The following is a 25,061-nucleotide window of genomic DNA, read 5'->3' on the forward strand; positions in this document are numbered from 1 at the left end:
GCTATGACTTTTTTGCCTGCGGGTAAGGGATAAGTGCAGCCCGGCTGTGGTTAAGGCTGAGCCGGTATGCCAGGCCCCTGGGCGCCGGTCTGCACCTGCTCGAATACCGCCACCGATAAACCGGGTACCACGAAATCCCCTGCCAGGAACGTCGCAGCGACATTGCCGTCGAGTTGCGGATGCAGGGAAAAACCGGTCATTCCGGTACTGACGGTTTGACTATCGGGTGTGGCGTTAATAATCATCATCAGGGCATCCCGGGCGTTATCAAGATCCGCGCCGGCACTGCTCCCGTCGTCGAGACTGAAGGCCAGCACGCCGGGTATCTGGCCGGGACCGGTATTATGGAAGGCCAGGCGTTGCTTCACTGCGTCGCCGGTTTGTAGGCGGAACAGCGGGGAATTCTTGCGAATACGGAGCAGCGTTTCCACGGCATCACGAGTGGCCAGGATATCCGTCGGCGTAGGCTCGGCGTTGGGGTCTTCGATGATCTCCAGGATTACTGGCCAGTTGTCCCCATCCTTGTCTTCCCGCGGGAGACCCCGGTTCCAGGCGGTTTCCTGGTAGCTGAAGTCCACCGCATTGAACCAGTCGCCAGAGTCATAGCTGTCGCGCTGCATGGATTTAGAGCGCAGGATTTCCGAACCCATGTGCAGGAAAGGAATGCCCTGTCCGAGAATAGGCACGGAGAGGCCGACAACCTGCATATTTGCGCGGTCGCTGCTACTGGCCGATGAGGCAATCTTGTACTGGTTGTTGTCCCAGAGTGTCTGGTTGTCGTGCTTGGAGACGTAGTTGACCAATTCCTGGGGATCGGCGGTGTAACCAGCCGCTTGGCCGTTGTAGTCGATTTCGGCGCCTGTCCGGAGGTTGCCATCGGCTGTCTCGAAACTGAAATCGGCCAAGCCGCCGGCGATACCCACACGAATCCAATCCATGCTGTGCAGCAACTGTTGCTTCTCGTCCTCCGCACCGGAGTTCAACTCATTCGGGAGGGTGAAAAGACCGTTGGCGAAGCCCTGGTTGTCACGCAGCGCCTGGCCGCCATCGAAGGGTCCGCCGCCGCGCACGCCATCCCGACTGCGGTCGTTGAACGAGCCGATACCGGTGCCAGCCAGGTTGGCCTGTATGGCATTCAGACCCCGGGCATTATTGGCGACTTCACCGAAATTCCAGCCCTCGCCGTAGAAGTAGGTATCCGGGTCGACGTCCTGTACCGCCTCCAGCGCCTTGGTCATATTGCTTAGCATGTGGTGCCCCATGAGGTCGAAACGGAAGCCCGATATGCCGTACTGGTCGGCCCAGGTCACCAGGGAGTCGATCATGAGTTTTTCCATCATGACGTGTTCGGACGCGGTGTTCTCGCAGCAGGTGGATTGTTCCACCGCGCCGGTTTGGGAATTCTGGCGGTGGTAGTAGCCGGGAACCAGCTTGTCGAGCACCGACTTGTCCGCCAGCCCCGATGAGTTGGTGTGGTTGTAGACCACGTCCAGCACCACGTTGAAGCCCATGGACGTGAGTGAGTGCACCATCTGGCGAAACTCCAGGATGCGCGCGGTGCCGTCCGCATCGGAGGCGTAGCTGCCTTCGGGAACGGTGTAGTGCACCGGGTCATAGCCCCAATTGAAGCTGTCGATGCCACGCAGGGTGGAATAGAGTGCTTGGGCATCGCCGGTAGCTGGATCGAAGGACGCCAGTACGGACCGGATCGTACCCGCGCTGCATTTGTCGGCCCATCGTGTTGCCGCTTCTTCCGACAGACTGCAAAGCTGGTTGAAGTCGTCCTCGATATCAACCACCTTGCTCGGATCTTCGTTGACGGTGGCAATGTCAAAGGAAGGCAGCAAGTGCAGGTGGGTGATACCGGCGTCGGCCAGGCGTTGAAGGTGTGTGACACCGCTGCTACCGGCTTCGCTGAAAGCAGCATACTTACCGCGATCCTCGGCGGAGACCGACGCATCGCCAGCGCTGAAGTCGCGGATATGGGTTTCATAGACCACGATATCTTCAGGGTTGGCCACGGTGGGCGGTGTCAGGCTATCCCAGCCGGACGGCTTCAGGTCGCTGTCTTCAAGATCAACGACCTGGGCGTACTGGCCGTTCGTTGACAGGCTCCGGGCGTACGGATCGGTCGTCATCGTGGTTTCGATGGCATCCGTGCGCGGGTGAAACACCGCGACTTCATACTGGTAGAACATGCGATCGAGCGACAGGGGGCCTGAATACGTCCAGACTCCCGGGTGATCCGGGTCGGCAGTCATGGCGACCGGGTATCCGTCTGTGGCATTTTTACCGGCATCGAATACATGCAGATTCACCGCTTTAGCGGTAGGCGCCCAGACTCGGAAATCCACGCCACTACCGTTTACCGTGGCCCCGAGTTGCCCCTCATAGGCAAAGAGCTCGTCGAGAACGCCCGGGATCTGCAAGCGCGTAGCTGCCATCAGTTCGTCGTCGGCGTTGTAGGCCGCAGCCACGAGCTGTCCCTTCAGCGCGTCGGTACGATCTGAGCCGGTGAGTGGTACCTCGAAGGCCGGCCAGTTGGCAAGATGCGGGAACTTCTCTGCAGACGCTGAAGAAAGGCTGCCATTGGCGAGTTCAACGGAGCTTCCCCCAGCCAGTTGGCCATCGTTGAGCTCTATGCGGGCGTTAACGTCATACCGCAATTCAACTCGCGATGCGCCTTCGGCGTCATCCCAGAGCAGGGTCTGTTGGTCGACCCAATGGGCACTGGCGCCTTCGATAACCAAAGGCTCGGCGGAAATCGGCTCGCTGGACAATTTGCTCGACGCGCTCAGGGTGAATACCCTGCGACCAAGCTCGTCAAATTGCCACAGGATGTCGTTGCCTCCCAGATCTTTCTCGTCGCCCTTGTGCATGATGAAGTTGAGGCAGGACGCGTCTTCGGTGGTGTCGATGATGTAGTAAGCGCCGTAGGTATCGCTGACGCCTTCGGCGGCCAAAGGCTCCGCCCAGTCGGTCGGTGCGGCGGCGCCGGCGCAGGCGTCGTTATTCCACAGGTGGAGGCCCCAGCCGTCATAGGTGGCATCGGGACGCAGGTAGTAGAGTACCGCTTCGTTGGCGCCTGGTTCGATCAGTGGTTCAGTCGAGTCACCGGGTGTGCCCGGGTCGGAGGGATCGTCATCCCCGGAATTGCAGCCCACCACGCCCAGTGAGAGGGCGAATACGCAGGCCAGCTTCAGGATATGTCGCTGATTCATGAGAAGCATTCCTTGTATGTTTGTTGTTTTTGCTACTGCACAAGAAATGGTCGCCTGCGTGTCTTGCCGACACATCCTCTCAGGTGGGATTTATCGCGGCGTAGATTTTGGGGCGTAGGAGGAAGGGGATCGGAAAGAAAAAACCTCCGGCCCGGATTGCGGGCGCGGAGGCTCAAGCAAAGGAAAGACGCTGGTTCTATTGAGGTTTTACCACCAAGCTTCCATCTGGATGCCCAACTGGATGTCGCCGTCGACGCCGTCACCTTCGCGGGCTGCCTCGGCACGGTCACCGAAGAATGTGGCCGCGTAGGCACGGATGACAGGACGTGCCCAGTAGCTACCGCCGGCAGACCATTGTTGAGCGATGGCAACCTTCTGCAGATCAGTGGACTCGCTGTCGATGCCAGCATATTGCACATCGTCATAGCCGACTTCGATTGCCGTGCTCAGGACGGGCGACCACTTGTAGGTGGGACGAACCACGACGCTGAAGCGCTCTGCATCTTCTGCGTCGGAGTCGTGAGCGGACCCCTGCTGGTACAGCGCGGAATAGCCCATTTCCCAATTGCTCGCCAGACTGATGACGCCGTGGTCGAGTACGCGCCAACTGCTTTCCAGATAACCGTCAACATTGCTGTTTGCAATCCGGCCGCCACCGCCATTCTCGAAGGCGCCAAAACCCATAGAATCGGCGCCGTACTGCACGACGAGTTTGTTGAAACCGCCCATAATGCCGCTGGCCAGCTCAGCGGTGAAGAAGTAGCCGTTCTCATCTTCAAAGCCGGCGTCCTCCTGCTGGTCGGTCAGGTCGGCCATGCCATAGATACCCACGAGGGTCAGGGTGCTGGATCCTACCGGGAACGCGTAGCGCACGTCGAACTTGTTGTTCTGGATGAATTCGTCGCCGTCGTGGTTGACAAAGGCTAGCGACAGCTTGCCCGGGCCAGCCTGGATGTTTTCCACACCGCCGCCGTAACCGGAGTTGTTCAGGTAGTAGAGGTCTAGCTGATGGACATCGTGACGCTGGTAGTAGCGTTTACCGGCCCAGAGCGTCGCGCCTGGGAGGGAGTCAATGACATTGTCGCCAGAGACATAGAGTTGGCGCAGCGACGTGTCGCCTCCGCCGTAGCCACCCGAGGAATCGTTGTAGCTGTAGCTCTGGAAATCGTTACCCTGGTTATCTGTTCCGTAGGACACCATGGAGTCGAAGCGGAAGGATTTGCCATCCTCGTTGTACAGCTCGTCGCCCAGACCGATTTCGGCGTAGGTATCACATTCATCCGCCAGACGGCCGACGAAATGACCGGCCGCACCGCTACCAAAGCAGGTCTGCTCGCCACCACTTTGCAGGTTGGTTGAAGCGCCAGCGCGGGCGTAACCGCTGAAGTCCACTGCGAGCGCCGGTGTTGCCAGTGCTGTAGATGCAATCGCGGCCGCAATCGGAGTCAGTCTAAACAGTCGTCTGTTGTTGTTTTGCATCATCTCTGTCCTGTGCTTTTCGTTTTGTTATGAGCGCAGGGTTAGTCACCGCAAGGTGCAATCGGGCGTCGGCCGGACTGCTCGCCGGTTACTCACCCCAGGAAGACCGAGTTGCCCGTTATCAGGTCATGTCTTCCCGGCTTCCTGCCCATGTTTCGGGAAACCCGTATTCATAGTCCGCAATGCAACAGGGCGTCACATCATCCAGGTTGAGAGAAAAGGGGGGTGAGTATCAGGGGGTAGGCGGGGCGTAGGGTGGTAGAGCATAAGGAGGGAGCGGCGTGGGGTGTCGCCGCTCCCCGCCGATTATTCGGCACTGAAGCGCGTAGGCTTGAGGCTGTCCTTGATCTTCTTCAGGTGGCCCTGGAAATCGCTGCCGCGCTTGAGGGTCACGCCGGTGGCCAGGATATCGATGATCATCAGGTGGATGATGCGTGACGTCATCGGCATGTAGACCTCGGTATCTTCCGGAGCCGTGACTTCCAGCGCGACGGTACACGCACGGGAAAGGGGTGAGTTCGGCGCGGTGATGCCGATGACCGTAGCGCCATTGTTGCGACCGGCCTCGGCGATGTCCACCAGGTCCCGCGTACGGCCGGTGTAGGAGATCACCACGATGACGTCGCCGGTGTGACTGCCTGCGGCCACCATGCGTTGCATCAGCGCGTCGTCGTAAGCGATGACGGGAATGTTGAAGCGGAAGAACTTGTGCTGTGCATCCAGTGCGACTGGGGCGGAGCCGCCCATGCCGAAGAAATTGATCTGCTTGGCCTGGATCAGGTAGTCAATGGCGGTGCCGATCGCTACCGGGTCCAGGGCCTGGCGGGCTTTATCCAGACTGGCGATGGTGCTCAGCACTATCTTGTCGGAGAAAGTTGCAACGTCGTCGTCTGGCCGTACATTCTGGCTGACGTAGGGGGTGCCGGTCGCGATGCTCTGAGCCAGCTGGATCTTGAAATCGGGAAAGCCGGAAGTGGAGAAGCCGCGGCAGAAGCGGTTGACAGTCGGCTCGCTCACATCCGCTGCGCGGGCGAGGGCGGCGATGCTATAGCGGGTTGCGGCCGTTGGATCGCGGAGAATGGCTTCGGCCACCTTACGCTCGGACTTGTTCAGGGTGTCCAGTTTACTCTGGATCTGTTCCAGCAGATTCGGTGCAGTACTGTCGCTGGCTTTATTCATGTTTGGCTATCCCGGATTGGCTCTGCTTGAATGATTGTAGGGCGCTCGCCTGATATTCGACGGATGGCTTGGAGGCATTCGCCGTATGACTAAGAGACATCGTGACGTCTGTGGAGCTGCGGATTATACCGGTTTTTACGGACTGCTTGTGTAGTAAAGTAGTCAAAATATCAGAAATAATCTTGGATTTAGTCCTTTTTGATGCCATTATTTTGTCAAAATTACTACATCATAAGCTGGATGCGGCGGTTTACCGCTTTCACACCTGTAGCGTGATGTATAGACAATAAGCGCCAAAATAGCTTGAGCGCCAACCAGAGCTTGAAGGACGATCGTCGAATGAGCCGGAAAAACGAGAACCAGTGCGACCTGATCATGTTCGGCGCGCTGGGTGACCTGGCACAGCGTAAACTTTTCCCCGCACTTTACCAGCTGGACGCGGCCAACCTGCTTGCGCCGAAAACGCGCATCCTCGCCCTGGCCCGTCAGGATTACGATACTGACAGTGCGCGGGAAAAACTGAAGCAGAAGCTGGAAGAGCATATCAAGGCAGCGGAGCTGGATGACTCCGTGATGTCACGCTTCCTCAGTCGCATCGACTACCAACAACTCGACTTTTCAGCCACCAACGACTATGTCAGTCTGCGCGAATGGCGCAAGGGTGGGGGCGGTGCGTTGATCGTCTATATGGCAACGCCGCCCTCCATCTATGGCATGATCGCCCGAAATCTCAGGGAAACCGAATGCATCGACACCGCAACCCGCGTCGTCGTCGAAAAGCCGATTGGTCATGACCTGGATTCGTCCTATGAGATCAACGACCAGTTGGCTGAAGTCTTCAACGAGAACCAGCTCTTCCGTATCGACCATTACCTGGGCAAGGAAACGGTCCAGAACCTGATCGCCCTGCGTTTCGCCAACAACCTGTTTGCCACCCAGTGGAACCAGAATCACATTTCCCATGTGGAAATTACCGTGGCCGAAAGTGTCGGGATCGAAGGTCGCTGGGGCTATTTCGACAAGGCCGGACAGATGCGGGACATGATCCAGAATCACCTGCTGCAGTTGCTGTGCCTGATCGCTATGGACCCGCCCTCGGATCTTTCCGCCGACAGTATCCGCGACGAGAAGGTCAAGGTATTGAAGGCCCTTCGACCCATTACCCCGGACCTGGTGGAAACGCACCTGGTGCGAGGCCAGTACACCGCGGGTACCGCCAACGGTCGGCCGGTTCCGGGATATCTGGAAGAGGAAGATGCGGTGCGGGGCAGCACGACGGAAACCTTCGTCGCGCTGAAGGCTGAGATCTCCAACTGGCGCTGGTCCGGCGTGCCGTTCTACATCCGTACCGGCAAGCGCATGCCGGAAAAGCTGTCGCAGATCATCATCCACTTCAAGCCGGCGCCCCATTACATCTTCGATCCGGACCAGAAGCACCTGGCCAACAACAAGCTGATTATCCGCCTCCAGCCGGACGAGGGTATGTCCCTGCAAATCCTCACCAAGGACCAGGGACTACACAAAGGCATGCGCCTGCGCCAGGGGCCGCTGGAACTGACGTTCTCCGAGACCTTTAACCAGGAGCGTATTCCGGATGCCTATGAACGGCTCCTTTGGGAAGCGATGAAGGGTAATCAGTATCTCTTCGTGCGCCGTGACGAGGTGGAATACGCCTGGAAATGGGTCGACCAGGTCATTTCCAACTGGGAAGAGCATGCGTCGCCACCCAAGCGTTACGCGGCCGGCACCTGGGGGCCGGTGGCTTCCATTGCATTGATAACCCGAGATGGCAGGAGCTGGTATGAAGATGCCTGATATCGATTGGCCTCCAACCATTACGCCGGAGCTCGGTGAGAGCGCCGATGACGTTGCTGCCCGCCTGGCGGATGCCGTTGCCGACCGTCTGGAAGCGGCATTGCAGAGCCGGGACCGCGCGAGTATGGCGGTTTCCGGTGGCAGCACCCCAAGGCCATTCTTTGAAAAGCTACGGGAAAAGCCGCTGGACTGGTCTCGTATCGATATCACATTGGCGGACGAGCGCTGGGTGCCTACCGACTCCAAGGACAGCAATGAACGTCTGTTGCGGGAGACCTTGCTGCAGGGCGCAGCAAGCGGGGCACGGTTTATCGGCCTGAAACAGCGCCATGATACCGCCAACGCCGGTCAACCGCTGGCTGAAGAGGCCCTGAGCCAGATGACCTGGCCGCTGGATGTCTTGGTGCTGGGTATGGGTAACGACGGGCACACTGCGTCACTTTTTCCTGACGCGCCCGAAATCGACCGTGCGCTGGAGGAGAGCCTTGCCGACCGCTGCATGGCCTTGCACCCCGCATCCCAGCCGCAACCCCGTCTTTCGCTGACCCGCAGTGCGCTGGCGGGCGCAAGCTGGATTGCGCTGCACCTGCGCGGTCAGGACAAGATGGATACCCTGGAAACGGCCATTGGCGACATGAATGCGGTGCGCGACATGCCGATCCGGGCTTTTCTCAGTACGGGCGTGAGCCTGTTCTGGAGCCCCTGAATTCTTAAGAAAGAGACCTTTTCAATGCCTTCACTGCTGACAGAAGCCCATCGCCAACAGGTCCAGTCACTGCTGGACACCTGCCCGCTGGTGCCGGTTATCGCCATCAACAAGCCCGAGCATGCGTTGCCCCTGGGTCGCGCGCTGGTGGCCGGTGGTATCACTATTCTGGAGATCACATTGCGTACCCCCTATGGCCTCGATGCCATCCGTGAGCTTCGCGCCGCATTGCCGGAAGCCTGGGTAGGCGCGGGCACCGTCACGACCATCGAGCAGTATCGCGAGGTGGACAAGGCGGGCGCCCAGTTCGTTATTACGCCGGGGGTGACCGAATCCCTGCTGGAGCATGCGACAACCGCCCGCGCACCGCTGTTGCCCGGTGTGGCGACCATGTCAGAGATGCTGATGGGCTACCAGCGTGGTTTCCGCCATTTCAAGTTCTTCCCGGCGGAAGTCTCCGGTGGAGTAAATGCGCTTAAGGCTTTTGCCGGGCCATTCCCGGACGTCCGCTTCTGTCCCACTGGCGGGATAAAGAAGGAAACCGCCAAAGATTACCTGGCACTCGACAATGTGGTGGCCGTTGGTGGTAGTTGGTTGACACCGCAGGACGCCATCGACGCCGGTGATTGGGATCGGGTGACTGCCATTGCCAAAGAAAGCCTGGCGTTGTTGAAGGGCTAGTCGCTAGTCTCGCCGAACAACGAACTAATAATATCTGGGGCGCCTTCGGGCGCCTTTTTCGTTGGCGAGAGAAGATAAGCAAATGGCTCGAGCGACGCTTTTAGACTGAAAGACAGAACTATGAAAGGAGGGGCAAAGGAAAGAAAAAAAGGGCAGGAGAAACCCCTGGGAGAGTGGCTTCCCTGCCAAGTCCACGATGGTTGGAGCACCACACGCAGTCGTCGGTTTTCTCTGGTAGAACTCTACTGGATCGTAGAGCCCACCCGTACAATCTTCATCGTATTGGTGCCACCCTGGGCGTTAACGTAATCGCCCTTGGTGACGACCACCAGGTCGCCTTCTTTGGCCACGCCACGCTCCACAAGCTCATCCACGGCTCGGGCGTTGATCGTCTCGTTGGGAAGGATTTCGGAGTCGAACGGAACAGTTTGCACACCACGGTAAAGCGCGACTTTATGCTGTGTGCTGTGATGGCGTGAAAAGGCGAAGATGGGCAGGCTCGACTTGATCCGGGACATCAGCAGCGGCGTTGCGCCTGTCTCGGTCAGGCAGATAATCGCAGCTACGCCTTCAAGGTGGTTGGCGGCATACATCGCGGAGAGGGCGATGGCTTCGTCCACCCGCTCCATACTCTCATGGATACGGTGCTTGGACTGGTGCATCGACGGCTGCTTTTCCGCACCGAGGCATATTCGCACCATGGCGTCGACCGCTTCCTTCGGATAGTCGCCCACAGCGGTTTCCGCCGAAAGCATGACGGCATCGGTATAGTCCATAACCGCGTTGGCCACGTCCGACACCTCTGCCCGTGTGGGCATGGGATTGTCGATCATGGATTCCATCATCTGCGTGGCCGTGATTACTACGCGGTCGAGGCTGCGGGCGCGGTTGATGATGTGCTTCTGTATGCCGACCAGTTCCGCATCGCCGATTTCCACCGCCAGGTCGCCCCTGGCCACCATGACCGCGTCGGAGGCCTCGATAACCGCGTCCAGCTGTTCGAGGTTGTGGGCAAGCTCTGCCCGCTCGATCTTGGCCACCAGTGCGGCATCGGATCCGGCTTCTCGCAGAAGCGCACGGGCCGTATGCATGTCATCGGCCGTGCGCACGAACGACACCGCAACGTAATCCGCGCCAAGGGCGGCGGCAGTCTTGATATCCTGCTTGTCCTTCTCGGTCAGCGCGTCTGCGGAGAGCCCGCCACCCCGCTTATTCAAGCCCTTATTGTTCGAGAGCGGTCCACCGATCAGCACCCGGGAACTGATGCTGTGGTCGTTGACTTCCTCGACTTCCATTTCGATGCGACCGTCATCCAGCACCAGGATGTCACCGGGAACCACGTCCTGGATCAGTTGTTCGTAGTCTATGCCGACTCGCGTCTCATCGCCGGCCGCCTTGTCCATGGCCGCATCGAGCACAAATGTCTGACCGGCCTGGACGGTAATCTTATTGTCCGCAAATCGGGCAATGCGGAGCTTGGGACCCTGAAGGTCGGCCAGCAAAGCGACGAACCGGCCTTGCGACTTGGCCGTTTCCCGTACCCGGCGAGCGCGCTCGATATGGTCTTCCGCGCTGCCATGTGAGAAGTTGAGGCGGGTTACATCCACGCCCGCCGCGATAATAGCGGCGAGTGATTCCGGCGAGTCCGTGGCAGGTCCCAGCGTGGCGACAATCTTGGTGCGCCTGAGCATTTAATGTCCTCTGGTTATCATGGGTGGTGCTTTGCGTCCGTGATGGGCCGTCGCCCGATCTACTTCTTGCGGGCTGCGACCAGTGCACGGGTATTGTCGAGCATCCTGTTGGAGAAGCCCCACTCATTGTCGTACCAGGCCATGACTTTCACATGACGACCCAGCGCCCGGGTGTGGTTGGCATCGAAGATGCTCGATAGGGCGGAGTGGTTGTAGTCGATGCTGACCAGTTTCTCTTCACTATAGCCCAGAATCGGGTTCTTCTCTGCGGCATCGCGGACCAGGGCATTGATCTCGTCGGTGGTGGTGTCGCGGTTGGCGATGAAGCTCAGATCTACCAGTGAGACGTTGATCGTCGGCACGCGGACTGCCAGGCCATCGAGCTTGCCATCGAGATCGGGCAGGACCTTGCCGATCGCTGCGGCAGCGCCGGTCTTGGTCGGAATCATGGATTGGGTGGCAGACCGGGCACGGTAGATGTCCTTGTGGTAGACATCGCTGAGCTTCTGGTCGTTGGTGTAGGAGTGGATTGTGGTCATCAGGCCACTTTCGATACCCACGCCATCGTGGATCGCCTTCACCACCGGTGCCAGGCAGTTGGTGGTACAGGATGCGTTGGAAATAATTTGGTGGCCGGCGGTCAGCACGTCATGGTTGACGCCGTAGACGATCATTGCGTCGGCGTCGCCGGAGGGCGCGGAGATGATTACGCTGTCCGCACCGGCACGGATATGGGCCGCAGCGGCATCACGTGAGGTGAAAATGCCCGTGCACTCGAGCACGACGTCAACGTGATAGTCTTTCCAGGGGAGTTTCTCAGGATCGCGCTCTGCAGTAATGGCGATGCGGTCGCCATTAACGGAAAGAGATTCGGAGTCATGACTGACAACACCGCCGAAACGCCCGTGCACACTGTCATACTTAAGCAGGTGGGCGTTGGTTTCGGCATCGCCCAGATCGTTGATGGCGACAACCTGCATATCCTTGCGGTAGTCGTTCTCATAAAGGGCGCGCAATACGTTGCGGCCGATACGCCCAAAACCGTTGATAGCGATGCGAGTAGTCATGTCAGGCCTCCGCGGACTCTGTTTGTTGTGGAGCCTCCGGTTAGCGCTTTGATCGTCTCCCGTTGCCTCTAAGGCAAGGCGATCAAGACGTTAATCAGAAGCTCCTAGTTACGTCAGCGGCCTGAGCAAGCGGGCCAGCGCCTGCCAGGTCGGGAAATCAGTATGATGTAGTAAACATAACAAAATACATTCGGTCTATATAGATTATTTCGTGAAAAAGACAAAAAAGTTACGTAGGATTACGGCCATTAAAGCTGTAATTGACCGAAAATGGTCAAAATCTAGACAGCCGTGAGCGCCGGGCGTTCCCAGTAGGCGGACCGGGCCATCAGAGATCCGGTCAACGGGGATGAAACGGCGATGATTTTAGGAGAGAGACATGCATCCGATCGTGGAAAAAGTAACCCAGCGGATTATCGACCGCAGCCGGGCTGATCGTGAGGACTACCTTCAGCGCATGGCGCAGTTGGGGGAGCAGTCACCCCAGCGCGGTACGCTGTCATGCGGTAACCTGGCTCACGGTTTTGCGGCCTGCGGCAAGTCCGACAAGAACACCCTGAAGTTTATGAACCAGGCGAACGTCGCCATTGTCTCCGCCTACAACGATATGCTTTCGGCCCACCAGCCTTACCACCGATTCCCGGATGTTATTCGCGAAGCGGCCCATGGTATGGGCTCCGTGGCGCAGTTTGCCGGTGGTACCCCCGCTATGTGCGACGGAGTGACCCAGGGCCAGCCGGGTATGGAGTTGAGTCTGTTCTCCCGCGATGTCATCGCCATGAGCACAGCCGTGGCCCTGAGCCACAACATGTTCGACGCGACGCTGCTACTCGGTATCTGCGACAAGATCGTTCCGGGCCTGCTCATCGGGGCGCTGAGCTATGGTTACCTGCCCACGGTGTTGGTCCCGGCGGGACCGATGCCCTCAGGTCTTCCTAACAAGGAAAAGCAGCGCATCCGTCAACTCTATGCCGAGGGCAAGGTGGGCAAGGACGAATTGCTCGAAGCCGAGAGCAAGTCCTACCATAGCCCCGGCACCTGTACCTTCTATGGAACCGCAAATAGCAACCAGTTGCTGGTCGAGGTCATGGGTCTGCACATTCCGGGTTCGGCCTTTATCCATCCGAACACCGACCTGCGGGACACCCTTACCCGGGAGGCAACGGAGCAGGTCATCCGCCTTTCCAGACCCAACGGCGGTAAACTTGGACTCGCGGATATGGTTGACGAGAAAAGCATCGTCAACGCCCTGGTCGCGTTACTGGTCACCGGCGGTTCCACCAACCACACGATGCACTGGATTGCCATCGCGAAGGCAGCAGGTATCACCATCGACTGGAATGACTATTCCGAGCTGTCTTCGGCAGTGCCGTCCATGACCCGTATCTACCCGAACGGCCAGGAAGATGTGAATGCGTTCCACGATGCTGGCGGAACGCCTTTCCTGATCCGTGAACTCCTGGAGCATGGTTATCTGCACGAAGATGTCGAGACGGTCGTGGGTCGAGGTCTTGATCGCTACACCCGCATGCCATCGCTTGAGAACGAGAAACTCGTGTGGACGCCTGCGGCCAAAGAGTCCGGGAACCCGGAAGTGCTCAGTTCGGCCAGCGATCCGTTTGCGCAGGGTGGTGGCCTCAGAGTCCTGGACGGGAATTTGGGACGAGGCGTGATCAAGGTATCCGCGGTCAAGGAGGATCGTCATGTGATCCGCGCGCCAGCGGTGATCTTCGACGACCAGAACGACCTCGCCAAGGCGTTCGATGCCGGTGACCTGGATAAGGACTGCGTGGTGGTTGTCCGCTTCCAGGGACCGAAGGCCAATGGCATGCCGGAGCTGCACAAATTAACGCCGTATCTGGGAGTACTGCAGGATCGCGGGTTCAAGGTGGCCTTGGTTACCGATGGCCGAATGTCCGGTGCATCCGGTAAGGTGCCCGCAGCCATTCACGTCTATCCCGAGGCACTGGACGGCGGTCCGCTTTCCAAGGTCAAGGCGGGCGATATGATCTGTGTGGATGCCACCAGGGGCCGGCTCGACATCGAGGTCCCCGATAACGAATTGGCTTCCCGCGAGCAGGCGCAAGTTGACCTGTCACGGGTGCACACCGGCTTCGGCCGTGAACTGTTTGGTTGGCTTCGCCGTTCTGCCGGGACGCCGGAGGAGGGCGCCAGCTTTTTCTGGAATCACGATGCATGACTGATCGAGCGAGTATGACTGACCAAGCGGCGGTAGAGCTGGTCGGCGATATCGGCGGTACCAATGCCCGCTTTGCGCTGACCCGGGAAGGTGACGTGCATTTGCACGCCATTGAGGTTCTCCCCTGTGGCGAGTTCGACAACCTGGACAGTGCCATCAAGGCATATATGCAGAAAGTCGGCATCGACCGGGTCAAGGACGTTTGCCTCGCGGTAGCCGGACCGGTGCCTTCGGCCAAGGATCCGGATGCGCAATTCCGCATGACCAACAACCACTGGCGTTTCGGTCTGCAGGCTATTCGCGAGCAATTCGAGCTTCGCTCGTTCAAGTTGATCAACGACTTCACGGCGATGGCCCTTGGGGTCCCCAACGTAGCTCAGGATCAATTGATCCATGTCTGTGGTGGCCCTGGCGATGAAAATCGCGCGAAACTGGTTATTGGTCCGGGTACAGGTCTTGGTGTATCGGGACTTGTTCCCATCCATGACGGCTGGGTTCCGCTGATGACGGAAGGGGGGCACGTGGATTTTGCGCCCACCGACGAGACTGAAATCAGGATTCTCCAGATCCTCAAGGCGCGTTTTGGTCGGGTTTCTGTCGAGCGCATTCTGTGTGGCCAGGGTATCCTGAACCTCTACCAGGCCCATGCGGAAATCCAGGGTGTTTCAGCACCACTCGACGCGCCGGAGAAGATTACGACGGCTGCGATAAAAGACGGTGATGCGCTGGCCCGGCATACACTGCGGCACTTCTGCGAGATATTGGGTCGCACGGCCGGAAACGCCGCGTTGACCGTCGGCAGCCTGGGTGGTGTCTACCTGTGCGGTGGCATCCTGCCTAAGTTCCTCGAGTTCTTTCTGGAGAGCCCCTTCCAGGCTGCGTTCGAAGACAAGGGCCGCATGCGCCCTCTCATGGAAGCGACACCGGTACACATCGTTATGGAACCCTATACTGGCCTGCTTGGTGCCGCAGAGGCCCTACGTAACCGGGAAGTGGAGTGAGCCGGTTCAAGGTGGCCCCAATCTGCTGTCGTTGCGTACCCACTACCGCTAACTGATTGTGTCGGACCAGCCAATCTGCTTTCATTGGCGGTCGTCTTGGACGCACTGATGGCAGATAAACAGGTGGTGGACAGAATGAGGGTTGCAGTCTTTTGTGGTTCCAGTTCCGGCAACGATCCGATTTTCGCTGAACAGGCGAGGGCAATGGGAAAAGCGATCGCCGAGGCGGGGCATAGCCTGGTTTTCGGAGGCGGCAAAGTGGGTCTCATGGGGATCCTGGCGGATTCGGTGCTCGAGCACGGTGGCGAAGTCATCGGAGTGATCCCGCATATGCTCAAGGAGCGCGAAGTGGCCCATGCCGGCATCACAGAGTTGTTTGTGGTCGACGACATGCATCAGCGCAAGGCAAAGATGAATTCACTGGCAAAAGCTTTCATTGCCATGCCGGGTGGTCCGGGTACCCTTGAAGAGATCTTCGAAGTGTGGACCTGGGCGCAGTTGGGCTATCACGAGAAGCCCTGCGCTTTCTTAAATGTAGCGGGTTATTACGATCCGCTGTTCAGCTTCCTCGATAACATGCGCGAGAACGGCTTCCTGAAGGATGTCTATCGCGACATGCTGATCGTCGACGACGATCCCAGCCGTATACTGGCCCGGTTTGAGGATTACGCCTCGCCCCAGGCCAAGTGGCGATGAAGAGTTTATCCGCCGGCCCCCGGGCCGGCGTCATCCTATAGGCTCGTGGGCTTGTTGGCAGCGCGACGCTCTTCCTGCCATTCTTCCAGGGTCTTCGCGGCGGAATTTCCATCCAGCGTATCGACAATCTCAAAGTAGTCCGCGCCCAGCGGATCCTTCATGACTTCTTCGCGGGGCTTGCTCTTGACCACATAGACGGTCTGTACGTTCTGGTGATCAAAGGCCCGCCATTCCTGCTCATCCTTGAGAAGACTATAGCGATAGCCCTCCAGGGCACGGATAACGGCTGACGTGTTGAAAGTGCCGGCACGTTCAACGGCTTCCTTGTATTGGTAGAGGATGCTGTAGGCTGAAGCTGCGGCTGATGACGGACGCATCTCGTAGCGGCTGACGAAGTCTTCCACGAACTGTATGCCGCGCGGATAGTTGTATTTATAGGGCACTTCCCACACCCAGGGTGCGCCGCCAATGACACCTTCCATGATCGTGGGGCCAACATCCTGCGCCATGCCCAGCGTGATATTGGGAACGACCACCTGCATCTTGTCCTTGATTCCCATTTCGTAGGCCATACTCAAGGCGCGAACCATATCATCGCCGAAAAGCACCATCACCAGTACGTCGGCATCGCTGGCCTCAGCTGATTCAAGCGCACTGCGAAAGTCGGAGATATAGGCGCGGGGGAAGGGCGTCTTGACGCCGGGATGGGCTTGCTTGTCCATCGTGTCGGTGAAGCGACGCATGGAATCTTCGGTGGACCAGCCCCAAGTGTAGTCAGCGGTGATGTAATAGAATTTCTGACCGGCGTATTGGGAGGCCAGGTACTTACTGATGGCCTTGGCCGCCATCCAGGCATTGTACGGCTCGCGGAACATGTGCGTATGACCGGCACTACCCGTAGTGGCGTTGGAGTAGGTCAGGGTGCCGAAATAGAGGCGGTCACGCTGGCGGGCAGCTTCACCCGATGAGATGGCCACCGCACTGGAGACACCGCCAAAGACCATCTTGGCGTCATACTTATCGATCATCTCGGCGGTGTTGGCGGCGCCCTGTTTGGGGTCGCTGCTGTTGTTGCGAATGACCAGTTCGATGGGCTCGCCCATGATCCCGCCGGCCTGGTTGATTTCCTCCATGGCCATGAACGCGCCGAGCCGTTCCTGCAGGCCCTGGTCCTTGTAACGTCCGGTTTGTGGGTAGTTAAAGCCGATATTGACAGCGGCGGCAGCCTGCATGGCGCAGACGAAGGTAAGCATCAGGCTGGCCAATGCCAGTCGCGCGAATGACATGATGTGTAATCTCCCTGGCCCGGGACGCCGGCCCTGCTCCGGCGTCCCGGGCCCTTGTTGTTTTTGGAAATGGGTAGCCGTTGTTTTTCGAAACGGGTAGTTTCAGTACCTTTCTGAGTCTGGTCCGGGGGTGAGGGCGGCACAATGGTACTTAGGTCAAAACTTAGGCAGAAATTGTAGTGGTGGGTAACGGGTTGTAAGCGAGTGGTCGGGGGTTGTTCGCCACGGGTTGCTATCCCTAAACTGCAGAAAACGGCGCAGGAGGTGGCAAATGGATTTCACGACCTACGAAAGGCAGCTCCGGGAAGTTCTCACCGAGCGTGAAACCGCTTTCAGTGATGCCGAATATACCCGGCGCTGCCAGGCGCTGGATCGCCGGCTGGAACAGGCTGGCCTGGATGCGCTGTTGATCACCCAGCCAGCGGATATCTATTACCTGACCGGCTACAACACCTTTGAAGTTTCTGTCCATACGGCTTTGGCTTATTCGCCCGGGCTCGCGGTTCTCCAGGTTCCCTCCATAGAAACCGGCCCAGCCGTCGCCACCGCACGCTGCGACAGCATCCTCGGCTATCGCTGGGAAGATCCACGAGAAGTACTCGATCCGCTGGCGGATGTCCTGTCGGGTATGGGGCGTCGCGTCGGCCTCGACTATTGGGGGGGCGGCTTACGGAGCGGGATTGTGTCCGGTCTGAAGCAGCGTCTTTCAGGGCATCAATGGCTCGACGGCTCGGGGTTGCTGGGGCTTATTCGTCGCGTTAAGTCGGGTGAGGAGTTGGTGTGTCTCGCGCAGTCGGCGCGGATCACGGAGGCGGGTATTCGAGGTGCCCGTGAGGCGGTGGCCGCCGGAACGACCGACAGTGAAGTGGCTGCCGCGGCCGCAAACGCCTTGCATGGTGCCGGTAGCGAGTTCATGAGCATGCAGCCGATCGTCGTCGCGGGTACTCGCAGCAGCATCATACACACGAACCATCGGCGTTTTCCTATCCAGGCGGGGGACTCCGTGTTTCTTGAGCTGGGTTCGGCATACCAGCGTTATACGGCGCCGATGATGCATACGGTTGTCGCCGGCAACCAGCCCGCTGATCCAAATATGCTGAAATGGGCTGACAACTGCCGGCGGATCTACGAGACGCTGATCGACGCCATGGTGCCGGGAAATACGTTTGAAGAAGCAGCCCGGCATGCAGCGAGTGCCTGGGAGGATCAGGTTGACGAGGCCTTTTTCTCGGGCGTCTACGGCTACACCGTGGGCGCGCAGTTCCCACCGTCCTGGGTTGAGGGCTCGGGCTTTATCGCACGTGGCCAAACGGACCGGTTTGAGGAGAATATGGTCTTTCATCTTCCCCTGTGTTTTCGTCTTCCCGGCAAGTGGGGGATGGCCTTTAGCGAGACGGTCCGGGTTTCGGCCGAAGGCGCCCAGCCGCTGACGGGCAACCTTTGGCAGCTCGACGTGGTGGGGCGGTAAGCCGGTCAGGCGGAATGGGCGACTTCGTGCGCAGGGGCCTGAGAGCGGTGGTCCAGGTAATCCTGGATCCCGCTCAGCTCCCCGGCCGTCAGGCGAAGGCCAAGCTTGGTGCGGCGCCATACGACATCTTCCGCATCCCGAGCCCATTCATGATCGGCCAGGTAGTCGATTTCCCGCGCATAGAGGTTGGCGCCGAAGTGCTTACCCATCTCGTCCATGGATTCGCAGCCCTCCAGCATCGTTCGTGTACGGGTACCGTAGGTCCTGACGTAGCGATGGGCAAGGCCGGAGGGGAGCCAGGGAAACTCGATCTTGAATTCGTTGAGCAAGTCGTCCTGGCTAAGGAAGTTACCTCCGGGTAAGGCGGCCGTCCGTGTCCACCGATCGCCGGCTTCCGGAAAGAACCCGCAGATACGGTCCGTTGCGGCCTCTGCAAGCTTGCGATAGGTCGTGATCTTCCCGCCAAAAACAGAAATCAGCGGTGCGTTATTCTTGCCGCCGTCCACTTCGAACGAATAGTCCCGCGACGCTTTCTGGGCGTCCCCGCCTTCATCATCCATCAGTGGGCGTACGCCGGAATAGGACCAGACCACATCACTGGGCGTCAGCTTGTTCTTGAAGTAATCGTTGACGATACCGATCAGGTATTCGGTTTCCTCCTTGGAAATGACCGCTTTCTTCGGGTCGCCCTCGTAATCGACGTCCGTTGTGCCGACTAGTGAGAAATCATCTTCGTAAGGGATCACGAAGATGATGCGCTCATCGGCGTTCTGAAGGATATAGGCTTCTGGTTCATTGTGGATCTTCGGAACCACGATATGGCTGCCCTTGACCATGCGGATCTGCTTTGGCGCCGGGATATTCAGCGTGTCCTTGAAAAGGGAACTGACCCAGGGGCCGGTAGCATTGACCATCGCCTTGGCGCGAAGCCGCGTTTCCTCACCGGTAAGCTGATCGGTAAGGGTGACGTTCCAGTGCTTGCCGTCCCGCTCGGCACGGCTGCAGCGGGTGCGGGTCCGCACATCAGCGCCTTTCTCCTGGGCGCCCTTTGCGGTGAGAACCACCAATCTTGCGTCATCCACCCAGCCGTCGGAATACTCGAAACCCTTTTTGATCTCGCTGACCAACGGGCTGTTGCCGTTGAACTGGATGCTGTTCGAGCCCTTGAGCAGCTCGCGTTTGGCCAGGTGGTCGTAGAGGAATAAGCCCGTCCGGATCATCCAGGCAGGGCGCAGGTGTGACTGGTAGGGCAGGCGGAAGCGCATGGGCCACATGATGTGCGGCGCGTTGCGTAGCAGGGATTCCCGCTCAGCCAGGGCCTGGCGTACCAGCTTGAATTCATAGTGTTCCAGATAGCGTAATCCACCATGGATCAGTTTGCTGCTGCTGGACGACGTGGCCGAGGCAAGGTCGTTCATTTCGCACAGCATGACCTTGAGACCCCGTCCTGCTGCGTCCATGGCTATGCCTGTCCCGTTGACGCCGCCGCCAACGACAATGAGATCGTATTCTGTGGTGTCAGGGCTCATGCCGGAATATCTCCCGCCTCGGCACCTTTTTTATTGCCGAGACAATAGCTGCCAAGGCTCGGGTGCGCAGACTTGCTTTGACGTGCCGCTGGGCTGCCGGCGTCGCTGGATCGGAGGCGACACTGCACTAGCGCGTCACTGGATAAGAGGTGTTCGTTTTGGCGAATAAATGGCCAGCAAGGCCATTATGCGAAAAGAACAGGTATTCGTAAAGGAAAATAAAGAATAAAAACGAACACTGAGATGTGGTGCGATTTACGTCGCAGGATGGAACCAGCAGTGCGTTGCGAGGGTGCTATGACAGTCTATGGTGCTGTCTCTCGTTTGGGTGTATGGATTTGTGAAGTAGGCGCCGTTCTTGCCGGGCCAGCAGGTCAAACTACGTGGAGCTTGACGTCGCTTTCCGTCAGCAATTGCTGGATTTCATGGGGTGGCTTCTGGTCGGTGAAGAAGTGATCTGCCTGGATGATGCTGCCGAGGCGCACCATGGCGTTGCGGCCAAACTTGGTGTGATCGGCGGCGAGCAGGACCTGTTGGGAGTTGGCGATGATCGTCTGGGCCACGCGCACCTCGCGGTAGTCGAAATCGAGTAGGGAGCCGTCGATATGGATGCCACTGATGCCGACGATCCCGAAATCCATCTTGAACTGGTTGATGAAATCCCGGGTGGCTTCGCCAACGATACCGCCATCGCGATTACGGACTTCTCCACCCGCAACAATAATATTGAAGTCTTCCCGGGTAGCCAGGATCGATGCGACATGCAAGTTATTGGTCACCACGCGGAGATTGTTGTGGTTGAGTAGCGCGCGGGCGATGGTTTCTGTGGTGGTACCTATGTTGATGAATAGCGACGCGCCATCGGGAATCATCTTCACCAGGCTTTCTGCGATTCGCTCCTTGGCTTCCAGTTCCATGATCTTGCGGGTCTGGTAGGCGGTATTGACCGTACTGGAATCGATGCCAGCACCACCATGATGACGCCTGACGCGGCTTTGCTTGGCCAGTTGATTCAGGTCCCGACGGATGGTCTGCGGCGTTACCTGGAAGTGGTCGACCAGTTGCTCGGTGGTGACAAAGCCGTTCTTCTGGATCAGCTCCATGATCAGGTCGTGTCGGTGTTTTTGTGCCATACCTGCTGCTCGCTGAGTCGGTGTTCGCCGCCACTCGCGTTGCGAAAATGGCGTGCCCCAAGTCGTTTTCTAACAATTAATGACCGTAAATCATACGATTATCCACAAAGCATAGCAGGGAATGTGGCGTCTAATAAGACAAGGGACTCGTGGATGGGGTACATTCGCGGTATGGGCATTAGCGAAAACGAAAAAATATTTGGATTCGTTTTCGAAAAGGGTAAAAATGCCGTCAATCTGGAACACGACAGCCGTCAACAACACAACAACCGACAAGACAACGATGACAGGGTGTGATCATGACGAGATACCTCTTGGCGATCGACCAGGGCACCACCAGTTCCCGGGCCATGATCTTCGACGACAGGGGCGAATTCTGCGCGGTCAGCCAGCAGGAGTTTCCGCAGCATTTTCCAGACAGCGGATGGGTCGAGCACGATCCGGAGGATATCTGGAATTCTGTGGTCGAAACCTGCCGCGGCGCACTCAAGGAAGCCAGCCTGAGTGCCGGCGATATTGCTGGTATCGGTATCACCAACCAGCGTGAAACTACGGTCATTTGGGATCGGGCGACCGGCAAACCCATCTATAACGCGATCGTGTGGCAGGATCGGCGTTCGGCGAAGTACTGCGAGCAGTTGAAGGCGGACGGGCACGAGCCGATGATTCAGGAGAAGACCGGGCTGCTGGTCGACCCCTACTTTTCCGCGACGAAGATCCGCTGGATTCTGGATCAGGTGCCCGGCGCGCAGGAGCGGGCTGAAAAGGGCGAGCTGGCCTTCGGCACGATAGATACTTTCCTGCTATGGCGTCTTACAGGCGGCAAATCGCACTACACCGATGCGACGAACGCCTCGCGCACACTGATCTTCAACATCCACACCCAGGCCTGGGATCCGGACTTACTGGGTATTTTTAACATTCCCGGACAGATACTGCCGGAGGTCCTGGACTCATCTGACGAGTTTGGCGATATCGAAGCTGATCTGCTCGGTGAATCCATTCCGGTGTACGGGATGGCGGGTGACCAGCAGGCGGCGCTATTTGGACAAACCTGCTTCCGCGAGGGCATGGCCAAGAGCACGTACGGCACCGGCTGTTTCCTGATGCTTAACACCGGCGACAAGCCGCTACGTTCAAATTATCGGCTGTTGACGACCGTCGCCTATCGCATCAATGGCAAGCCGACATACGCCCAGGAAGGCAGCATCTTTATTGCTGGTGCGGCTATCCAGTGGCTGCGCGATGGTCTAAAGCTAATCCGCATTGCACAGGAAACCGAGTCCCTGGCGCAGCAGACGCCTGCCAATCATGGGGTTTACCTGGTTCCCGCGTTTACCGGACTGGGTGCTCCCCATTGGGATCCCAAGGCAAGGGGCGCGATTTTCGGCCTGACTCGGGATACCGGCATCAAGGAAATCGTCACCGCTGGCCTGCAATCGGTGTGTTACCAGACCAAGGACCTGCAGAAGGCGATGGAGAAGGATGGTCTGCGGCCGACCGCTTTGCGCGTGGATGGCGGTATGGTGGAGAACAGCTGGTTACTGCAATTCCTTGCCAATATTCTCGGGGCTACCGTTGATCGTCCGAAACTGATCGAAACCACGGCGCTTGGTGCAGCCTATCTCGCGGGGCTCAAGGCCGGTGTTTTTGACTCGCTGGAGACCCTGGAAGGTCTTTGGCAATGCGATCGCAGCTTCAAGCCGGAAATGACCAAGGAAGAGCGCGACCGTCTCTATGAAGGCTGGGTCGAAGCCGTCGATCGTCTGCAAAGTCACTAGGCCATGCGACCAGCCCGGGCGGTGGAAGGTGGCGGTTTAGCGCACGCCCAGCTCCCGCAGCCGTTTGTAGACGGTATTCCGGCTGAAGCCGAAGTGCCGGGCGGTGCGTGAGATATTGCCCTGGTGCTGGTTATAGACTTCCAGCAGGGTTTCAAGCGGGTTGGGGCTCGTGCCGAAACTACGGGGTGAAAAGGCCGGCTGCGGTGCACTGTCATGACGAGCTTTGTCGTGGTTTAGCGCGGTCAGATCCCGCATGAAGTCGTCCGGTAAGTGCCAGGTTTCCACAACGTCTCGATCCGCGATGGCGAGAGCCACTTGCATGACGTTGATCAACTGGCGGATATTTCCCGGCCAAGGGTGCTGTTCGAAGATATCGAGAATGGCTTCCTGCAATTCGGCCGGCTGGCCCGGCTCCCGATAGAGCGAATGGACCTTGCGGACGAGGGCTCGCCTGTCGCTGCGTTCACGCAGTGGTGGCAGCTCAATGTTGAGGCCGCTGATCCGGTAGTAGAGGTCCCGTCGAAATTCTCCATTTTCCACTTTGTCGCGCAGCGGTTGGTTGGTGGCGGATACCAGCCGGATATCCACAGGATAAGCCTGCGTCGAGCCCAGCGGCGTGACCTCACGTTCCTGCAGGACGCGCAACAGGCGTGCCTGGGCATGGGCTGGCATCTCGCCAATTTCGTCCAGGAAGAGCATCCCTTGGTGGGCCTTGCGGATGAGCCCTGACGCTCCTTGGATACTGGCGCCGGTAAACGCGCCTTTTTCATAACCGAAAAGCTCCGACTCAACCAGTTCCGACGGAATGGCAGCGCAATTGACTGCCACTACAGGATGGGCGCTCCGCTCACTGGCCTGATGCAACGCCTTGACGAAAACTTCCTTACCCACGCCGGTTTCACCGTGAATCAGGATCGGGATGTCCTTGTTCGCTACCCTCGACGCCTGGCTGATACAGCGCCTGACCTGGAGATCCCCGAATTCGATATCCGCAAAGCTGAGCGGCTGATCCACGCGAACGCTCGGGGCAGTATCGGTTTTCGCCACTGGAGTATGTGCCATCTGGGCGGGCTTCTTCAGGCAGCCAAACAGCCGGCGGCGCGTGCGGGTAATGAGTTGAAAGGCGGCCGTCTTGCCATGGCCCCCCTCTGCTTGGCCTAACAACGTGTCCAACCCTGTGTCCAGCAATTCCGTGATGGGGTTGTGCAGCAGGCCTGTACCCAGCAATTGACCAGCGCGGCGATTTGCCGCCACCACTTCGCCGCCGGGATCGATGGCAACCATGCCCGACCACTGGCTGTCCAGGTTGTCCGGGTTGGTGTTCAGTGTCAGCAGGTAGCAGTCGGCACCATAGGTCCTCGCCATCAGGCGATTCTCCACGGATATCGACATCAGCTTCACCATGCCCAGGGTATGGGCCTGGGGCAGGTAGGCATCGCTGGAGACGTTGAGCACGCCCACCAGGTTTTGTTCGACATCCAGGATAGGGGCGGCACAGCCGACCATAAAGCGGTTGGCCGTCAGGAAATGTTCATTGCGTTGCACCTGTATGGCCTGCCCGCAGGCGATTGCTGTGCCGATGGCGTTGGTGCCGTTGACCTGTTCCTGCCAACTGGTGCCGTCCTGGAACAGGCCCTCCCGCCCCGGTTCGATAAAACGGCGGTCGCCCCAGTGGTTAAGGATGCAGCCCCGGGCATCCGAAAGCATGATCAGTGAGCGGCTGTTGGCGAGGATGTTTTCGTAATAGGGCAGGACTTCGCACTCGGTGGTCTCCAGCAGCACCTGATGCTGTTCCCGCAGCAAGACCCTGTGGGGGCGGTCAAGGTGAGTGTATTCGGGTCGGCTGGCATGGGTCAGGCCGAATGCCTGGCAGCGGGCCCAGGAGGCCGCGATCACCTCCGCGAACTCGTCACTTGTGGTTTGTTGTTTCACTGTGGCTCACCTGACTTCTTATGCTTATTCGAGGCCTTAATCCTGTTCAATATTGTGTTCACACTGTTCCCTTGTCAATGTTCAAAGTGAACAGTGTTATTCGAAATCGAAAACTTGAGATCGAATGAGAACATGATCATGTTCGGATAAAATCTTTTTAAAACAATATAATAAATAAAAATGCAGGCGCTATCGT

The 25,061-nt window shown here is 58.4% G+C and carries 17 protein-coding genes; 8 read left to right on the forward strand and 9 right to left on the reverse strand.

The window, feature by feature from the left end; genetic code table 11:
* Positions 1 to 50: 50 nt before the first annotated feature.
* The 3 genes from pulA to RE428_RS10095 all read right to left on the reverse strand — a co-directional run bounded on the left by pulA (position 51) and on the right by RE428_RS10095 (position 5,879).
* Positions 51 to 3,221, reverse strand: coding sequence for a pullulanase-type alpha-1,6-glucosidase (gene pulA / locus RE428_RS10085; protein ID WP_004581877.1), 3,171 nt, complete (start codon positions 3,219 to 3,221; stop codon positions 51 to 53).
* Between the two features lie 207 nt (positions 3,222 to 3,428).
* A complete protein-coding gene (gene lamB / locus RE428_RS10090) occupies positions 3,429 to 4,700 on the reverse strand; it encodes a maltoporin LamB (protein WP_004581878.1) in 1,272 nt (423 codons plus the stop codon).
* Positions 4,701 to 5,006: 306 nt separating this feature from the next.
* Positions 5,007 to 5,879 carry a MurR/RpiR family transcriptional regulator gene (locus RE428_RS10095; protein WP_004581879.1) on the reverse strand — a complete coding sequence of 291 codons (873 nt, stop codon included), beginning with the start codon at positions 5,877 to 5,879 and terminating at the stop codon, positions 5,007 to 5,009.
* A gap of 339 nt (positions 5,880 to 6,218) precedes the next feature.
* Between RE428_RS10095 and zwf the strand changes: the two genes are divergently transcribed.
* The 3 genes from zwf to RE428_RS10110 are packed head-to-tail and all read left to right on the forward strand — an operon-like array spanning position 6,219 to position 9,081.
* On the forward strand, positions 6,219 to 7,694 hold the full coding sequence (gene zwf / locus RE428_RS10100) for a glucose-6-phosphate dehydrogenase (RefSeq protein WP_004581880.1): 1,476 nt from the start codon (positions 6,219 to 6,221) through the stop codon (positions 7,692 to 7,694).
* Positions 7,681 to 8,400, forward strand: a complete 720-nt coding sequence (gene pgl, locus RE428_RS10105) for a 6-phosphogluconolactonase (protein WP_004581881.1) — start codon at positions 7,681 to 7,683, stop codon at positions 8,398 to 8,400. Before zwf ends, pgl begins: the two co-directional genes overlap by 14 nt.
* 24 nt (positions 8,401 to 8,424) lie before the next feature.
* Positions 8,425 to 9,081, forward strand: coding sequence for a bifunctional 4-hydroxy-2-oxoglutarate aldolase/2-dehydro-3-deoxy-phosphogluconate aldolase (locus tag RE428_RS10110; RefSeq protein ID WP_004581882.1), 657 nt, complete (start codon positions 8,425 to 8,427; stop codon positions 9,079 to 9,081).
* 242 nt (positions 9,082 to 9,323) lie between these two features.
* Here the strand turns inward: RE428_RS10110 and pyk are convergent, their stop codons facing one another.
* Positions 9,324 to 10,772, reverse strand: coding sequence for a pyruvate kinase (pyk, locus tag RE428_RS10115; RefSeq protein WP_004581883.1), 1,449 nt, complete (start codon positions 10,770 to 10,772; stop codon positions 9,324 to 9,326).
* 59 nt (positions 10,773 to 10,831) lie between these two features.
* Positions 10,832 to 11,839, reverse strand: a complete 1,008-nt coding sequence (gene gap / locus RE428_RS10120) for a type I glyceraldehyde-3-phosphate dehydrogenase (RefSeq protein ID WP_004581884.1) — start codon at positions 11,837 to 11,839, stop codon at positions 10,832 to 10,834.
* Positions 11,840 to 12,218: 379 nt separating this feature from the next.
* Here gap and edd point away from each other — a divergent pair, with 379 nt between their 5' ends.
* The 3 genes from edd to RE428_RS10135 all read left to right on the forward strand — a co-directional run bounded on the left by edd (position 12,219) and on the right by RE428_RS10135 (position 15,736).
* Positions 12,219 to 14,039, forward strand: a complete 1,821-nt coding sequence (gene edd / locus RE428_RS10125; RefSeq protein WP_004581885.1) for a phosphogluconate dehydratase — start codon at positions 12,219 to 12,221, stop codon at positions 14,037 to 14,039.
* A gap of 14 nt (positions 14,040 to 14,053) precedes the next feature.
* Positions 14,054 to 15,040, forward strand: a complete 987-nt coding sequence (locus tag RE428_RS10130) for a glucokinase (RefSeq protein WP_040883410.1) — start codon at positions 14,054 to 14,056, stop codon at positions 15,038 to 15,040.
* A gap of 135 nt (positions 15,041 to 15,175) precedes the next feature.
* Positions 15,176 to 15,736, forward strand: a complete 561-nt coding sequence (locus tag RE428_RS10135) for an LOG family protein (protein ID WP_004581887.1) — start codon at positions 15,176 to 15,178, stop codon at positions 15,734 to 15,736.
* Positions 15,737 to 15,771: 35 nt separating this feature from the next.
* Here RE428_RS10135 and RE428_RS10140 read toward each other — a convergent pair whose 3' ends face one another.
* Positions 15,772 to 17,022 carry an ABC transporter substrate-binding protein gene (locus tag RE428_RS10140; protein ID WP_004581888.1) on the reverse strand — a complete coding sequence of 417 codons (1,251 nt, stop codon included), beginning with the start codon at positions 17,020 to 17,022 and terminating at the stop codon, positions 15,772 to 15,774.
* A gap of 271 nt (positions 17,023 to 17,293) precedes the next feature.
* Here RE428_RS10140 and RE428_RS10145 point away from each other — a divergent pair, with 271 nt between their 5' ends.
* Positions 17,294 to 18,490, forward strand: coding sequence for a M24 family metallopeptidase (locus tag RE428_RS10145; RefSeq protein WP_004581889.1), 1,197 nt, complete (start codon positions 17,294 to 17,296; stop codon positions 18,488 to 18,490).
* 5 nt (positions 18,491 to 18,495) lie between these two features.
* Here the strand turns inward: RE428_RS10145 and glpD are convergent, their stop codons facing one another.
* Entirely contained in the window at positions 18,496 to 20,019 is a 1,524-nt protein-coding gene (gene glpD / locus RE428_RS10150; RefSeq protein WP_004581890.1) for a glycerol-3-phosphate dehydrogenase, read from the reverse strand.
* A gap of 374 nt (positions 20,020 to 20,393) precedes the next feature.
* Entirely contained in the window at positions 20,394 to 21,152 is a 759-nt protein-coding gene (locus tag RE428_RS10155) for a DeoR/GlpR family transcriptional regulator (protein WP_004581891.1), read from the reverse strand.
* A 299-nt stretch (positions 21,153 to 21,451) separates the two neighbouring features.
* Here RE428_RS10155 and glpK point away from each other — a divergent pair, with 299 nt between their 5' ends.
* Positions 21,452 to 22,933 carry a glycerol kinase GlpK gene (gene glpK, locus RE428_RS10160; RefSeq protein WP_004581892.1) on the forward strand — a complete coding sequence of 494 codons (1,482 nt, stop codon included), beginning with the start codon at positions 21,452 to 21,454 and terminating at the stop codon, positions 22,931 to 22,933.
* Positions 22,934 to 22,969: 36 nt separating this feature from the next.
* On the opposite strand, the gene RE428_RS10165 is transcribed toward glpK, so the two are convergent.
* The gene (locus tag RE428_RS10165; RefSeq protein WP_004581893.1) at positions 22,970 to 24,865 is read right to left on the reverse strand and encodes a sigma-54-dependent Fis family transcriptional regulator; all 1,896 of its coding nucleotides are present in this window, start codon (positions 24,863 to 24,865) and stop codon (positions 22,970 to 22,972) included.
* Positions 24,866 to 25,061: the final 196 nt, after the last annotated feature.

Origin of the sequence: Marinobacter nanhaiticus D15-8W (assembly GCF_036511935.1) — a bacterium.
GTDB classification, from domain to species: domain Bacteria; phylum Pseudomonadota; class Gammaproteobacteria; order Pseudomonadales; family Oleiphilaceae; genus Marinobacter_A; species Marinobacter_A nanhaiticus.

Excerpts from the sequence above, each read along its gene's own strand:
- edd (WP_004581885.1), top strand. The coding sequence starts at position 12,219 with ATGCATCCGATCGTGGAAAAAGTAACCCAGCGGATTATCGACCGCAGC.
- RE428_RS10140 (WP_004581888.1), bottom strand. The coding sequence starts at position 17,022 with ATGTCATTCGCGCGACTGGCATTGGCCAGCCTGATGCTTACCTTCGTC.
- RE428_RS10130 (WP_040883410.1), top strand. The coding sequence starts at position 14,054 with ATGACTGACCAAGCGGCGGTAGAGCTGGTCGGCGATATCGGCGGTACC.
- pulA (WP_004581877.1), bottom strand. The coding sequence starts at position 3,221 with ATGAATCAGCGACATATCCTGAAGCTGGCCTGCGTATTCGCCCTCTCA.
- zwf (WP_004581880.1), top strand. The coding sequence starts at position 6,219 with ATGAGCCGGAAAAACGAGAACCAGTGCGACCTGATCATGTTCGGCGCG.
- pyk (WP_004581883.1), bottom strand. The coding sequence starts at position 10,772 with ATGCTCAGGCGCACCAAGATTGTCGCCACGCTGGGACCTGCCACGGAC.
- RE428_RS10145 (WP_004581889.1), top strand. The coding sequence starts at position 17,294 with ATGGATTTCACGACCTACGAAAGGCAGCTCCGGGAAGTTCTCACCGAG.
- RE428_RS10095 (WP_004581879.1), bottom strand. The coding sequence starts at position 5,879 with ATGAATAAAGCCAGCGACAGTACTGCACCGAATCTGCTGGAACAGATC.
- lamB (WP_004581878.1), bottom strand. The coding sequence starts at position 4,700 with ATGCAAAACAACAACAGACGACTGTTTAGACTGACTCCGATTGCGGCC.
- RE428_RS10155 (WP_004581891.1), bottom strand. The coding sequence starts at position 21,152 with ATGGCACAAAAACACCGACACGACCTGATCATGGAGCTGATCCAGAAG.
- RE428_RS10135 (WP_004581887.1), top strand. The coding sequence starts at position 15,176 with ATGAGGGTTGCAGTCTTTTGTGGTTCCAGTTCCGGCAACGATCCGATT.
- glpD (WP_004581890.1), bottom strand. The coding sequence starts at position 20,019 with ATGAGCCCTGACACCACAGAATACGATCTCATTGTCGTTGGCGGCGGC.
- gap (WP_004581884.1), bottom strand. The coding sequence starts at position 11,839 with ATGACTACTCGCATCGCTATCAACGGTTTTGGGCGTATCGGCCGCAAC.
- glpK (WP_004581892.1), top strand. The coding sequence starts at position 21,452 with ATGACGAGATACCTCTTGGCGATCGACCAGGGCACCACCAGTTCCCGG.
- RE428_RS10110 (WP_004581882.1), top strand. The coding sequence starts at position 8,425 with ATGCCTTCACTGCTGACAGAAGCCCATCGCCAACAGGTCCAGTCACTG.
- pgl (WP_004581881.1), top strand. The coding sequence starts at position 7,681 with ATGAAGATGCCTGATATCGATTGGCCTCCAACCATTACGCCGGAGCTC.